Origin of the sequence: Pseudoalteromonas sp. MM17-2 (genome assembly GCF_022347945.1) — a bacterium.
GTDB lineage: Bacteria > Pseudomonadota > Gammaproteobacteria > Enterobacterales > Alteromonadaceae > Pseudoalteromonas > Pseudoalteromonas ruthenica.
This window is the reverse complement of record NZ_JAKRFV010000011.1, coordinates 108,934-122,975: the sequence shown is the minus strand read 5'-3', so window position 1 is coordinate 122,975 and position 14,042 is coordinate 108,934. Positions and strand designations below refer to the sequence as shown.

16 protein-coding genes and 1 pseudogene are annotated in these 14,042 nt (G+C 44.9%); 9 read left to right on the top strand and 8 right to left on the bottom strand.

Features of this window, described 5'->3' with window-relative positions; all coding sequences use genetic code 11:
• The 5 genes and pseudogenes from MHM93_RS10935 to MHM93_RS10915 form a co-directional block, all read right to left on the bottom strand.
• A pseudogene (locus MHM93_RS10935) lies at positions 1–259 on the bottom strand (hypothetical protein); the annotation flags it as partial.
• A gap of 124 nt (positions 260–383) precedes the next feature.
• Positions 384–746 (bottom strand): hypothetical protein, encoded by a 363-nt coding sequence (locus MHM93_RS10930; RefSeq protein WP_239449160.1) that lies wholly within the window; start codon positions 744–746, stop codon positions 384–386.
• 127 nt (positions 747–873) lie between these two features.
• Positions 874–1,299 (bottom strand): hypothetical protein, encoded by a 426-nt coding sequence (locus MHM93_RS10925; protein WP_239449159.1) that lies wholly within the window; start codon positions 1,297–1,299, stop codon positions 874–876.
• Between the two features lie 124 nt (positions 1,300–1,423).
• Positions 1,424–1,822, bottom strand: coding sequence for a hypothetical protein (locus MHM93_RS10920; RefSeq protein WP_239449158.1), 399 nt, complete (start codon positions 1,820–1,822; stop codon positions 1,424–1,426).
• Between the two features lie 128 nt (positions 1,823–1,950).
• Positions 1,951–2,367, bottom strand: a complete 417-nt coding sequence (locus MHM93_RS10915; RefSeq protein ID WP_152440964.1) for a hypothetical protein — start codon at positions 2,365–2,367, stop codon at positions 1,951–1,953.
• A gap of 96 nt (positions 2,368–2,463) precedes the next feature.
• Between MHM93_RS10915 and MHM93_RS10910 the strand changes: the two genes are divergently transcribed.
• Positions 2,464–2,763, top strand: a complete 300-nt coding sequence (locus tag MHM93_RS10910) for a hypothetical protein (RefSeq protein WP_045980054.1) — start codon at positions 2,464–2,466, stop codon at positions 2,761–2,763.
• 181 nt (positions 2,764–2,944) lie between these two features.
• On the opposite strand, the gene pssA is transcribed toward MHM93_RS10910, so the two are convergent.
• Positions 2,945–4,270, bottom strand: coding sequence for a CDP-diacylglycerol--serine O-phosphatidyltransferase (gene pssA / locus MHM93_RS10905; protein WP_130145338.1), 1,326 nt, complete (start codon positions 4,268–4,270; stop codon positions 2,945–2,947).
• A gap of 261 nt (positions 4,271–4,531) precedes the next feature.
• On the opposite strand from pssA, the gene trxB reads away from it, so the two are divergent.
• The 4 genes from trxB to infA all read left to right on the top strand — a co-directional run bounded on the left by trxB (position 4,532) and on the right by infA (position 7,242).
• Positions 4,532–5,482: a thioredoxin-disulfide reductase gene (trxB, locus tag MHM93_RS10900; RefSeq protein WP_239449157.1), complete on the top strand. Its 951-nt coding sequence runs from the start codon at positions 4,532–4,534 to the stop codon at positions 5,480–5,482.
• 30 nt (positions 5,483–5,512) lie between these two features.
• Positions 5,513–6,256: a leucyl/phenylalanyl-tRNA--protein transferase gene (gene aat / locus MHM93_RS10895; protein ID WP_045978765.1), complete on the top strand. Its 744-nt coding sequence runs from the start codon at positions 5,513–5,515 to the stop codon at positions 6,254–6,256.
• A complete protein-coding gene (locus MHM93_RS10890; RefSeq protein WP_239449156.1) occupies positions 6,222–6,926 on the top strand; it encodes an arginyltransferase in 705 nt (234 codons plus the stop codon). The genes aat and MHM93_RS10890 overlap by 35 nt, the downstream gene beginning before the upstream one ends.
• Positions 6,927–7,023: 97 nt before the next feature.
• On the top strand, positions 7,024–7,242 hold the full coding sequence (infA, locus tag MHM93_RS10885) for a translation initiation factor IF-1 (protein ID WP_010560183.1): 219 nt from the start codon (positions 7,024–7,026) through the stop codon (positions 7,240–7,242).
• 68 nt (positions 7,243–7,310) lie between these two features.
• Here the strand turns inward: infA and clpA are convergent, their stop codons facing one another.
• Both clpA and clpS read right to left on the bottom strand, forming a co-directional pair.
• Complete coding sequence (gene clpA / locus MHM93_RS10880; protein ID WP_130145334.1) at positions 7,311–9,578, bottom strand: ATP-dependent Clp protease ATP-binding subunit ClpA; 2,268 nt, start codon at positions 9,576–9,578, stop codon at positions 7,311–7,313.
• Between the two features lie 26 nt (positions 9,579–9,604).
• Entirely contained in the window at positions 9,605–9,922 is a 318-nt protein-coding gene (gene clpS / locus MHM93_RS10875) for an ATP-dependent Clp protease adapter ClpS (protein WP_053911292.1), read from the bottom strand.
• A gap of 200 nt (positions 9,923–10,122) precedes the next feature.
• Here clpS and cspD point away from each other — a divergent pair, with 200 nt between their 5' ends.
• The 4 genes from cspD to MHM93_RS10855 all read left to right on the top strand — a co-directional run bounded on the left by cspD (position 10,123) and on the right by MHM93_RS10855 (position 14,006).
• On the top strand, positions 10,123–10,344 hold the full coding sequence (cspD, locus tag MHM93_RS10870) for a cold shock domain-containing protein CspD (protein ID WP_022944168.1): 222 nt from the start codon (positions 10,123–10,125) through the stop codon (positions 10,342–10,344).
• Between the two features lie 303 nt (positions 10,345–10,647).
• Positions 10,648–12,870 (top strand): NADP-dependent isocitrate dehydrogenase, encoded by a 2,223-nt coding sequence (locus tag MHM93_RS10865; protein ID WP_239449155.1) that lies wholly within the window; start codon positions 10,648–10,650, stop codon positions 12,868–12,870.
• A gap of 64 nt (positions 12,871–12,934) precedes the next feature.
• Positions 12,935–13,570, top strand: coding sequence for a pseudouridine synthase (locus MHM93_RS10860; protein WP_239449154.1), 636 nt, complete (start codon positions 12,935–12,937; stop codon positions 13,568–13,570).
• Positions 13,563–14,006, top strand: coding sequence for an NUDIX hydrolase (locus tag MHM93_RS10855; protein WP_239449153.1), 444 nt, complete (start codon positions 13,563–13,565; stop codon positions 14,004–14,006). The genes MHM93_RS10860 and MHM93_RS10855 overlap by 8 nt, the downstream gene beginning before the upstream one ends.
• The last annotated feature ends 36 nt before the right edge of the window (positions 14,007–14,042 follow it).

Here is a 14,042-nt window from a genome sequence, read left to right as displayed (position 1 = left end):
TACTTAGGTCAGCAAACTTGTTTAGCTGCTCATAAACAGCCTCCAAACTTGATAAAGGGGTTCTTTCCGCAATATCAGAGCATAAAAGTTCATGCGCTTTTTTAAAGTTTTTTTGAGTTAAATATAAATCAATAAATTCATGAGCTTTCGCTTTTGTATTCTCAATTGATGACTCAAAGAAAGATTTTGCATCAAACACTTCGGCATTTGATTGGAAACTAAATAAAAAGGTTAATAACAATATACGTGATAATTTCACAACTCTATCCTTGATAGCTAACGCCGCAAATAAACGGCTAAAAATAGTTGGCTAAAACTTGTGAGGCACGAACAAAGCCAACTGTTTTTTGTCCGCACTTTTTAATTTTCCTTGTTATAAATACTTACTCAAATAGTGCAAAAATTCTTTTATCTGAATGTTGTAAGTATGCGTATTTTAACTCTAATAAATGACCTGCTAGATCCATAGAATTAACATTCGTATTTTCCCACGATATTTCGTCTGACCAGTTTACGGCAATACCTTTCAACACTTCATCGTCAATTGTTACTAGCGCCTCAGAGAAATTTAACGGTAATAGCCAAAGACAATCACTTAACGCAGAACCGGCGCACTTAAAGCAACTTAATAGATCGCTTATTTGATCCTTGGTAAAGAAACCTCCACCCAAAATTGAGGACTCAGATAATTCTTCAAACCTGCTGTAATCGCAATCACTATTTGCTGCGAAAAATGTTACGTCCAAATTCTATCCTTTAGGTATTTATAACGCCCTGTTAATGGGCAAAATTATGTTGGCTAAAATGTGAAGCGAAGCGAAACCAAGCCAACATGATTTTGTCCACGATTAAACAGCTTGTTATGTGCAAACCTCAATAAAACCTGCAACTAGATTTTGGTAACTCTTTAACTTCTTTAAGAGCGTAAACGAAGCTTGCTACTCTTGCTTCATCATAACGCAATGCCGAGAAACAAGACGTTATGATTTTACCTGTATTATCAATATATGAAATCTCAAACGGATAACTGCTCACACATATTTTTTCTAGATCATCTATGTCTAAATTACCATCGATAACATCTAGTTTAGCAAGCTCAAACAACTCTCGTTTCTCATTTTCTTTGAGTAGCAGTGTGAGTTTAATTTTATCCTTATCATCTAAACAAAGTGAGCGTTCAAATGTCCCATTTGAAGAATCAAAAGTATCTGCACCTATAGTAAATGACACAAACTCTAAGTCATTTGAAGTCGCACATGAACTTAAGAATACGGTCAGTAAAACTAGAATTATTCTCACAGCTATCCTTTGCACATAACGCTCAATTCAGCGGCTCAGCGCCTGGAGCAGTTTTGTGTTAATGTCTGAGCGCAGCGAGGAATACAAAAGTGCGGAAGGCGCTGTGTCCGTCTGGAATTTCTTGTTATGTAACATTGCCACGGAGTCCAAATCTTTTCCTACCCATAACTAGCGCTGCAAGAACAATTATTCCTAGTACTGTGCCAAGTGGGAACAACAAGAGTAATAGCATTGAATGTACTATAAGCGCCCAAAAAAACCACTTAGCTCTATAATTCAATCCCACAACTGTAAATGTCAAAAGGCAAATCGCAAATAAAAATAGGAGGATTCCTATTACCGTGGATAAAGCTGCTGCTGACATTTCTTCCTGTGATGTTTTAGGTTCATTAGCTCCAAACAACGTTATCTCTTGGAATGATGAGGACATAATTAAATACGAATCAATTACTCCCCAAAGTGGTGCCCAAAAAAGCATTAATCCAAAGATTGCTAAATATTTCCCTATAACTTCCTTATTCATCTACTATTCTCACTTTGTTACATAACGCCTTACTAATGGGCGCATAAATGCTTGGCTAAAATTAGCGACGAAGGAGCACAAGCCAAGCGTTTTGCGTCCTTTTGAGTAACTTGTTATAAGCCATTAATTCAATCTAAAGACTCAGAAACAGCTACTTCTGCCTCTATGATAGCTCGATGTGCCTTTAAGCCAACATTACTAGAATAAAAATCTGCTGCAATCTTTAACTCTTCGGCTGTTAATAACGAGAGAAGCTTTGTTCTAAATACAACTTTAGCTGCATTTACATTGATAGGATCAGTCATTATTTTTGAAGGCATAGACTCGATAAAAATTCTTTTTTGATTTTCAGGTAAATCACTCAACGTTTCTGAAAACAATTTTTCAGGACTGATATTTATTTCACCACCAAATGAACTTAAGATTTCTTCCATTCCAAGCGCGACATAGAGTCGTTCGAACTCTTCGTTTGCATCAAGCTTAGGAGGAGTCGAAGAGCATGCGAATAGCGAAAGAGACATTAGCAGTAAAAGAGTTTTTTTCATCATCATCCTTAATTTAGTGCCAAACTAGAGTGGCTTATAACAGCTTATTAGTGAGACCTTGCAAGGTATGCTACCTTGTAAGGTAGGAGATTACCTATGTATAGACAAACTAATAAAGCTTCAAAAAATTATCGTAAATCATACACTAATCGAAAATTTGCTATAGAACAAGAAAGCTTCGTAGAGCCACAAAACATTCCTGAACTAAGAAGAATAATCGAAATCACCGATTACGATAGTGGTGAACCCATTACTCATAAACTTGAACTATATAAAACTGATCGGATCGATTGTTATAAAGTTTTAGTCGACGGAAAGCTTTGGAAAAAGCGTATCGGTTGGAGCAACATCTTGGCAGGAATTAGAAAAGCCCTCCCTAGATTAGCTAGAGAGTGACAGTCCGTTTTGGGGCAAAAACGAGTTAAACCTGAAAACCTGGTTTTGGCACTGATTCGACCGTCGCACCAAATACTATATCGCTATAACCCCCTATTGTTCCCCCACACTTGGGTCACAATAAACGGGTGACGACTACGCAAACAAAAAAGCGACCCGCTATGAGTCGCTTTATAAAACGTTAAATAAAGCGTTTTACGACAAAGTCCACTTTGACGCGCTTGGCCTGGCCAAGAATCTTTTGCACTGGCTCTGGGTAATCAGCCATTTGCTCTAGCTCTTTATAGCTGTTCAAGCGGGTACAATGTTGCATAATCGCCTGCTTTTCTTGCTCAATCGCTGCAACCATTTGTCCGTCTTTATCATCAATAAAAATGCCGTTTTCGATATCCAGACCCCAAGCTCGAGGATTAAGGTTATGACCACTTAATAAGTGGTAGCGCTTGTCGCTGCATATGCCCTTTAAGTGAAACGAGTTGCTATCATGTTTCCACAGGTACACATTGAGATTACCCGCTTCGATGAAGCGCTTTTGGTTTTTTAGGAACTTGGCCAAAATGGTTTCGTATAAATAAGGCAGAGCCCCTACTTTCGAAAAGCGCTCAGTCGGAGGGATGTAAAAATCATTGGCGGTTTTATCACCTACAACAATGGTTACTTGCTTACCTTGACGTAACAGCCTGCGTAGCGCTCTTAATAGCGGCGTCGGGAAATTAAAGTAAGGAGTATAAAGCACAAGCTCATTATCGGTGATATCAAACAGTTGCTTGATTAAACGATTAAGTTTGTTGTTGCGCCGCCCGAGCCCAATAAAAGGGCGTACGGTTAAGGGGGCATGACTGTCTTGGCTGCTCTGGCGATAACTTGCTTTTTTCAGTGCCCTTACTAATTGCTTGTGCTCGGCTTTAATATCGACAAAGGCTGGAATTGGCCGTTTGTCTAAGCGTGGCACGGCGTCAGAGGCGATTAAGGTCTGCTCTATAAATTCCACAAAGGCGTCGCTTAATTGTGCTTGCTTGATAACAAAATACCGGTCTAAGCGGTAGCGCTCGAAATAGTGTAGATAAACGTTATTTAGGCTCGCTCCGCTGTACAGCAAGGTGTCGTCGATGACAAAGCCTTTGAGGTGCAGTACCCCAAACAATTCCTTTGCTTTTACTGGCACGCCATATACTTGCACGTTGGAGCCGCTTTGCTGTAAGCGCTGGTAATACAAAGCCGCATTGCCCTCGCTTTTGTCAGCGCCAATCAGCCCACGCTGAGCACGATGAAAATCGACCAGTACTTTTACTTCCAACTCTGGGTTTTGGCGCGATGCGTCATGTAATGCATCAAGAATTTCCCGACCCGCTTCATCATCTTGAAGGTACAAAGCGGTGATATAAATACGGTGTTTAGCCGAGGCAATCAGCTCAAGCAGTCGCTGCCGGTAGCTTTTTGCATCAAGTAAAATATCAATGTCTTGTTGTTCGAGCGCATAGCCCGCTTGATGTTGCCAAAAATACATGAGGCCCTTATTTTTCTGCGTCGCCGGGGGCGCACCCTCGGGGCGAGTTTATAATTGCCCTAGAACATAGCAAAAAAAATATCACAGGTCATGAAATAACGGTTTGTTATTCGTTATTTGCTGTAATAACGCACAAGTACAGATTTTTTGACATCCTGCGGTTTTAGCGCTGAGTTATGTTTGCAAAATTGTTTACTTATGGATTGTTTTTCTTAGAATCACCCGCATAACTATGTTCACATGAATTAATTGGAAAGTTGTATGAGCGCCAAACACTGTAAATTACTTATTCTTGGCTCCGGCCCAGCGGGATACACCGCAGCCGTCTATGCCGCCCGTGCTAACCTTAACCCTGTGCTGGTTACTGGTATTCAACAAGGCGGTCAGTTAACCACGACCACTGAAGTTGAAAACTGGCCTGGTGATGCCCACGGTTTAACGGGTCCGGCTTTAATGGAGCGTATGAAAGAGCATGCTGAGCGCTTTGAAACTGAAATTGTGTTCGATCACATCAATGAGGTGAATACCCAGGTTCGTCCGTTCGAACTCAAAGGTGACAGCGGCACGTACACAGCCGATGCGCTGATCATCGCCACCGGTGCATCAGCTAAATACCTTGGCCTTGATTCAGAAACGGCCTTCCAAGGCCGTGGCGTGTCTGCGTGTGCGACCTGTGACGGATTCTTCTACAAGAACCAAAAAGTGGCTGTTGTTGGTGGCGGTAACACCGCTGTTGAAGAAGCTTTGTATTTGTCTAACATCGCCTCTGAAGTTCACGTAATTCACCGCCGTGATAGCTTTAGAAGTGAGAAAATCCTTTCTGATCGATTATTAGAAAAGGCTGAAAATGGCAACGTAACTATCCATTGGAATCGTACACTTGATGAGGTGTTAGGTGACGACATGGGCGTAACAGGTGTGCGTATTAAAGATGCCAATTCTGACGCCACCGAAGAGCTTGATGTAATGGGCGTGTTTATTGCGATTGGCCATAAGCCGAACACCGATATGTTCCAAGGCCAGTTAGAAATGAAAGACGGTTATTTAGTTGTTGAATCAGGCCTAAATGGCAATGCTACACAAACCTGTGTGGAAGGTGTTTTTGCTGCCGGTGACGTGTCTGACCACATTTACCGCCAAGCAATTACCTCTGCTGGCACAGGTTGTATGGCGGCGCTCGATGCCGAGCGTTACCTAGATAACTTAAAATAAGTATTGATGGGGCTGCGGCCCCATTATTCTATGACTCAATATTTACACCACTTGGGTAGCATTGACGAAGGCTTCCCACACCCGAATACTGCGCTAGAGAACCCTGATGGCCTCCTTGCTATTGGTGGTTGCCTTAGCCCTTCACGCTTAAGCGATGCGTATCGCCAAGGTATTTTTCCTTGGTATAGTGAAGGTGAACCTCTTATGTGGTGGTCTCCTAGCGAGCGCGCCGTCATCGAGCTTGATGATTTCCACGTTAGCCGCAGCCTGCGTAAAAGCGCACGCAAACTTGCTATCAGCGTAAGCGTGAATCAGTGTTTTGCTGAGGTTATCCATCAGTGCAAAGTACAACGCATAGCGCAAGAGGGTACTTGGATCACAGATGCGATGGAGCACGCATATATCCAAGCTCATCATCAAAACCTAGCCCATAGCGTTGAGGTGTGGCAAGGCCCCCGTTTGGTTGGCGGACTTTATGGCATTATGCAGTCACGCGTGTTTTGCGGTGAGTCGATGTTTTTTCGCCAACGGGATTGCTCCAAATTAGCGATGTGGGCGCTGGTGGAATTGCTCAAGCAACATGGTGGAGATTTTATCGACTGCCAAATGATGAACCCCTATTTGGCGCAGTTGGGGGCAACTCCCCTACCCAGAGAGGATTTTTTAGCTAGACTTAAAGAGAGTAATCAATATCCCATTGATTTGTCTTTTTGGCGAGCACGACAACTAGAGTCTCCTTATGGCGCAACACCTTCCCATAAAAATAGGCCTTAGCCAACGTTTTCCTTGTAGTTATCTTGATGAGCAAGAAGAACAGCTGTTGGTTATTCTTGATCCCTTATGTTATACCCCGCAAGGGTTTGAAGCGCTCCTGCAACATGGCTTTCGCCGTAGTGGTGAACAAATATATCGACCTCACTGCCCCAGTTGCACGGCCTGTGAATCGGTGCGCATATTAGCCAGTGAGTTCACTCCTTCACGTTCGCAAAAGCGTAAGCTTAATAAAGTCAAAGAGTTTTCCGTGCACGTGAGTCACTTTGAGCGCCCTGAATACTACCCGCTGTACGAGCGCTATATTAATGAGCGCCACAGTGATGGCAGTATGTATCCCGCTGAGCGCAGCCAGTTTGAAAGTTTCTTACTGTGCAAGTGGATGAACATAGCTTTTATTGAGCTTTGGCATCAAGAGCGCTTGATTGGCGTTGCCGTCACCGATGTTATGCCCAACTCCTTGTCTGCGATTTATACTTTTTTTGACCCTGACTATGAGGCGCTTAGCTTGGGAAGCGTGATGATCCTCAAACAGATAGAGCATGCCCAGAAGCTGGCAAAAGACTTTGTCTATTTGGGATATCAAATCGATGATTGTCGCAAGATGCGCTATAAATTGCAGTACCGACCAGCGCAAAGATTGCGCGCAGATGCGTGGATTGCCGTCGAATGAGCACAAATTCGACAAATTCAGTGCCTTGGCTTTACTTATTCGTTGCTTTTCGGCACAATCGCATGCGTTTAACTATCACAGAGGTGTTACGCTAGATATGGCGAAAGAAGACGTAATTGAAATGCAAGGGACGGTACTTGATACCCTACCTAATACTATGTTCCGTGTAGAACTAGAAAACGGCCACGTAGTTGTGGCGCATATTTCCGGTAAAATGCGTAAAAACTACATTCGTATTTTGACTGGTGATAAAGTAACTGTGGAACTTACGCCTTACGACTTAAGCAAAGGCCGCATCGTTTTCCGCGCGCGCTAATTTGCCAGCGAAGCCAGTTTAGCAAAAAGCCCAGCAAGTGCTGGGCTTTTTGCTAAGTCCCACACATACTAGGCGGGGCTAAGCTCTTCAGAGTAGTTAAATTCCAGTTTATCGTTTTTGACATCCACTTTCACATCGCCGCCATCAACGAGCTGACCAAATAATATTTCGTTAGCTAATGGTTTCTTAACTTGCTCCTGTATCACTCGCGCCATTGGCCGTGCTCCCATGGCTTTATCATAGCCTTTATGAGCCAACCAAGTACGTGCTTCGTCGGTCAGTTCAAGATTGACTGATTTCTTATCAAGCTGTGCTTGCAGCTCTACCAAGAATTTATCAACCACTTGCAAGATCACCTCGGTATCAAGGTGGTTGAACCAAATGATATTATCCAAACGGTTTCTAAATTCTGGCGTAAACACCTTGTTGATTTCCGCTAACGCATCATGCGATGAGTCTTGCGTGGCAAAACCAATGGAATTTTTCACCGTTTCTTGTACACCCGCGTTGGTGGTCATCACTAAAATAACATTACGGAAGTCCGCCTTGCGGCCGTTGTTATCGGTTAGTGTGCCGTGATCCATAACCTGCAACAAGATATTGTAAATATCGCTGTGTGCCTTTTCGATTTCATCGAGTAGCACAACGGCATGTGGCTGCTTGATCACCGCATCAGTCAATAGCCCTCCTTGCTCGTAACCAACATACCCAGGCGGTGCGCCTATCAAGCGACTTACGGCATGGCGCTCCATGTACTCAGACATATCAAAGCGAATAAATTCAATCCCCAAGCACTTGGCTAACTGCTTAGTGACTTCGGTTTTCCCTACCCCGGTCGGACCGGCGAACAGGAATGACCCCACGGGTTTATCTTCATTGGCAAGGCCTGAGCGCGACAAACGTATCGCAGAAGATAAAGCCTCAATTGACTGATCTTGACCGAACACCAACATTTTGAGGTTGCGGTCGAGGTTTTTAAGCACTTCTTTGTCGCTTGAAGACACACTTTGCTGCGGAATGCGCGCTATCTTAGCGATAATTTGCTCAATATCGGCAACATTAATGGTTTTCTTGCGCTTAGATACAGGCTGCAAGCGTTGATTTGCACCCGCTTCATCAATGACATCAATGGCTTTATCAGGCAAATGACGCTCATTGATATATTTTGCACTTAGCTCAGCTGCCGCACGCAGTGCCTTTTGCGTGTAGCGTATGCCGTGGTGCTCTTCATAACGTTCTTTCAGACCATTAAGAATCTTTGCAGTGTCTTCAACGCTTGGCTCGCTCACATCTATTTTCTGGAAACGACGCACTAAAGCGCGGTCTTTTTCAAAAATGTTCTTAAACTCGTTATAGGTCGTCGACCCCATGCAGCGAAGCTCGCCACTTGAAAGCAATGGCTTAATTAAATTCGATGCATCCATGACGCCGCCCGATGCTGCGCCGGCACCAATAATGGTGTGAATTTCATCAATAAAGAGAATAGCCCCAGGTTCTTTTTGAAGCTGTTTGAGCAAACTCTTTAGACGTTTTTCAAAATCACCCCGGTACTTAGTACCAGCAAGCAAGGCCCCCATATCAAGGGAGTAAACCACGCCATCGGCGATAACCTCAGGGACCTCATTGTGGATGATACGATAGGCCAGCCCTTCGGCTATGGCCGTTTTACCCACGCCGGCTTCGCCGACCAACAACGGGTTATTCTTTTTGCGCCGGCACAACACTTGAACAGTACGCTCCACTTCTTGATCGCGACCGATCAGCGGGTCTACCTGCCCTTTTTCTGCCTGCACGTTGAGGTTAGTGGTGTATTTGTCGAGAATATTTTGCTCTTCCGACGCTTCACCACCCATCTCTTCGTGAATTTCTTCATGATCACCGAGTTCTTCACCCTCGTCGTCCATGCGCGAAATGCCGTGGGAGATAAAGTTCACTACATCAAGGCGATTAACGTCGTTTTTCTTCAATAAGTAAACGGCTTGGCTCTCTTGCTCAGAGAAAATAGCGACCAGCACGTTGACGCCTGTGACTTCACTTTTCCCAGACGACTGCACATGAAACACGGCACGCTGTAAAACACGCTGAAAACCGAGTGTTGGCTGGGTTTCCCGTTCTTGTTCAAGATCTGAGATGACCGGCGTTGTTTCATCAATAAACTCAGATAATTCGTTACGCAACAAACTCAAGTCAACACCGCAGGCAATGAGGGCTTCATTCGCGGATGGATTATCTAGTAATGCCAGCAGCAAATGCTCCACCGTCATAAACTCATGGCGGCGTGTGCGGGCTTCTTTGAACGCGTTGTTCAAGGTAATCTCTAGATCTTTATTTAGCATTGGCAACCCCCAAAACTTTCAAACTTTTATTCCTGCTCACAACTGCAAAGCAGTGGATGCTCATGGTCACGGGCGTAGCGGTTAACCTGCTCTGTTTTGGTATGGGCAATATCTGCAGGGTAGATACCGCAAACCGCTTTACCCTCGTGATGGACCTTGAGCATCACGTCTGTTGCTCTTTCGCTATCCATATTGAAAAACGTTACTAACACTTCAATAACGAAGTCCATGGGCGTGTAGTCGTCGTTATTTAAGATTACCTTAAACTTGCGCGGTGGCTGCAGCTTCTGCTTTTGCTCGTCACGACTACGTTCTACAACACCTGAATCTTTCATTCCACTCATATCTAAATATAGTCTTGTCTCTAGATCTCAAGCAAACCTGAAATCAAAAATAAATAAACTGTTAAAAAAATGCACAAAAAACTTGACTGAATGACCAAATAAACTACAGTCAAACGTGGACTGGCTATTCATTCGCCAGTCTAACAAACTATCAGGTTTAGATTAACTAAATTAGTCAACTTATAGAAGGATGTAGAAGTATGGCTTGTGGAAAAGTCAAATGGTTCAACAACGCCAAAGGGTTCGGTTTTATCCAGGAAGATGGTAGCGAAGAAGATATCTTTGCCCACTATTCCACTATTCAGATGGACGGATATAAAACACTGAAAGCTGGCCAAGATGTTACGTTTGAACTGCAACAAGGGCCTAAAGGCCTGCACGCAACCAATATTGCACCAACTGATGGCTCTGAACCGCTTTAATGCGGAAAGACCTAAGTGCTTTTGAAGCGTACGCAGACATTAAACAGTACATCGAAGAGCGGGCTTTGCAGTATTTCGGCTCGCTTTGATTTCCCCCTGACCCCTCCCTCATTTTTATTTACCGTAAAATTCGTTCATTTGTGTAAACATTACTTGAATTTTTTCTAATCGCCCTAACGTCTAGGTGAATGGAGCTTTTCTGTTTAGCTTGTTACACTGCCATACAGTAACAGCACGAGTTGGCCGCGCTAAACTAGACTTTAAAAGCGGTCGATACGATACAACGATAAATTAGGACACAAAATGACCTCGAAAATCATTTATACAAAAACTGATGAGGCGCCAGCCCTGGCTACCTACTCACTCCTACCTGTTATTGAAGCCTATTCCAAAGCTGCGGGCGTTGAGGTAGAAACCCGTGATATCTCGCTAGCGGGGCGCATCATTGCGCTATTTCCCGATTTCCTAAACGAAGATCAGCGCATTGGCGATGCACTTGCCGAATTAGGTGAGTTGGCAAAAACACCTGAAGCAAACATTATCAAATTGCCTAACATCAGTGCCTCAATTCCACAGCTGAAAGCGGCTGTTAAAGAGTTACAAGCGCAGGGTTATGCCCTTCCAGATTACCCAGATGAGCCAAAGAACGAGCAAGAACAAGACGTTAAAGCACGTTATGACAAAGTAAAAGGCAGTGCGGTAAACCCTGTATTACGTGAAGGTAACTCAGATCGTCGTGCGCCTTCTTCTGTAAAAGCATACGCTCGCAAAAACCCACATTCAATGGGTGCATGGAGCAAAGATTCACAGTCACGTGTCGCGTCAATGCAAGACGGCGATTTCTTCGGCTCTGAGCAGTCAGTGACCGTTGATAAAGCCACTAGCGTGCGTATCGAGCATGTTGACGGTGCAGGTAACACCACCGTATTGAAGCCGGAAGTAAAATTACTTGATGGCGAAATTATTGATGGCTCACGCATGAGCGCAGCAAAATTACAGGCCTTTATTGGCGAACAAATTGATGCTGCGAAAGAGCAAGGCGTGTTGTTCTCGCTGCACATGAAAGCCACTATGATGAAAGTGTCTGACCCAATTATCTTCGGCCACGCGGTTAAGGTGTTCTACAAAGACGTTTTCGACAAGCACGGTGAGCTCTTCAATGAGTTAGGCGTAGACGTCAAAAACGGTATTGGCGATGTATATGCACGTATCGAAAACCTTGATGAAGCCAAGCGCAAAGAAATTGAAGCGGACATTATGGCCGTGTATGACAAGCGCCCACGCGTAGCCATGGTTGACTCAGACCGAGGCATCACCAACTTACATGTACCCAGCGATGTGATCATTGACGCGTCAATGCCAGCTGCTATTCGTTCGTCAGGCCAAATGTGGAACGCCGATGGCCAGTTGCAAGACGCCGCATTTGTTATCCCAGATCGCAGCTACTCTGGCGTATACGATGCAACCGTTGAGTTTTGTAAAAAGCACGGCGCATTTAACCCAAGCACCATGGGCAGCGTACCTAACGTCGGCTTGATGGCGCAAAAAGCAGAAGAGTATGGCTCACACGATAAAACGTTTGAGATTAAATCAGCCGGTAAAGTACGCGTTGTCGATGCGAACGGTCACACCTTAATCGAGCACGATGTTGAAGCCGGTGATATTTGGCGTATGTGTCAGGTTAAAGACGCGCCTATCCAAGACTGGGTTAAACTAGCAGTGAATCGTTCACGCGCGTCAAACACCCCTGCGGTACTCTGGTTGAATGAAAACCGTGCCCATGACGCAGAGCTAATCAAAAAGGTGAACACCTATTTACCTCAGCACGATACTGACGGCCTAGATATTCGTATCATGGACCCAGTCGCGGCAACGCAGTTCTCATTAGAGCGTATCAAAGACGGTAAAGACACCATTTCCGTTACCGGTAACGTATTGCGTGACTACCTAACTGACCTATTCCCGATTCTAGAGTTGGGAACCAGTGCTAAAATGCTGTCTATCGTTCCATTAATGAATGGCGGCGGTCTGTTTGAAACTGGCGCCGGCGGTAGTGCACCTAAGCACGTGCAGCAATTCCAAAAAGAAAACCACTTACGTTGGGATTCTTTAGGTGAATTCCTTGCGCTGGCAGCATCATACGAGCACCTAAGCGGTCGCTTTGACAATGCCAAGGCACAAGTGCTCGCCGATACGTTAGATGCAGCAACAGCGAAGTTCTTAGATGAAAACAAATCACCGTCTCGTAAAGTGGGTGAAATCGATAACCGTGGTAGCCACTTCTACCTAACGCTGTTCTGGGCCGAAGCGCTTGCAGCTCAAGATGACGATGCTGATCTAAAAGCACGTTTCACAGAAATTGCAGGTGATTTGCGTAGCAACGAGCAGAAGATTATGGATGAGCTTAACGGTGCCCAAGGTAAAGCCATGGACATTGGTGGTTATTACCAGCCAAATGAAAAACTTGCCTTCGGCGCGATGCGTCCAAGCGAGACATTTAACGCGATTCTAGCTAAACTTAAGTAATCGCCATTAATGCATTGGAAGGCACCCATAATGGGTGCCTTTTTTATTGGAAAAACTAACATTGATGAAACAACCACGTGGATTTAAAAGCGCAACCGGCCATGCGCGCACGCGCCCGAAAAAAGCCAGTAAGCCCCCGTTGCCGAAAGAGCAAGTAAAAGTCGTGCTGTTTAATAAGCCTTTCGATGTGCTTAGCCAATTCACCGACGCTGAAAAACGGCAAACCCTGGCGGATTTTATTCCAATTAAACATGTGTATGCCGCTGGTCGCCTAGATAGAGACTCTGAAGGCCTGCTACTGCTGACTAACTGCGGTAAGTTACAACATCAACTGGCCAATCCGAAAAAAAACACCTTTAAAACCTATTGGGCCCAAGTCGAAGGCGCAGTCAGTAAAGAAGCGCTCAAGGCACTACGAACCGGGGTCGAATTAAAAGATGGTCTGACCCGCCCTGCCAAGGTAAGTGTGATAGCCGAGCCACCTCACCTTTGGCCTCGCAACCCGCCTATTCGTGAGCGCAAAAGTGTGCCCACTACCTGGCTGCAAATTGCTATCAGTGAAGGGCGTAACCGCCAAGTAAGGCGTATGACCGCCCATGTGGGCCACCCCACCCTTAGGTTGGTAAGAGCCAGTATAGGTGAGTATCAATTGGGTGAGTTACAACCCGGCCAGTATCAGGAACTGCGCCCTTATGCATAAGCCAAATGTCACGGTCGCCATGATCGTAAAGTGCGCAGAGCGCTATTTACTGGTAGAAGAGCGCGATAAAAGCACCGGCCAGCGTGTATTGAATCAACCAGCGGGCCATTTGGAAGCGAACGAAAGCTTAATTGCAGCAGCGCAGCGCGAGTTATTGGAAGAAACAGGGCTCAACCTCGCGCCGCAAGGCCTGGTGGGTATTTACAGTCTACAAGCGCGCAATGGCACCCATTATTTGCGATTTTGCTTTTTTGCTGAGCTCGATGAAGCAAGTGAAACCGCTCCCCAAGATAGCGATATTATTGCCTGCCACTGGCTGAACATAGCGCAAATCAAGGAGCAGCCATTGCGTTCGAGCATCGTGTTAACATGCATTGATGACGCCCAAAACCGCCCTGTTTTACCCTTAGAATATCTGCGTCATTGTCAAGACTAAGCGCGCAGCAGTACTTCAAGCCCTTATGTAAGCGTG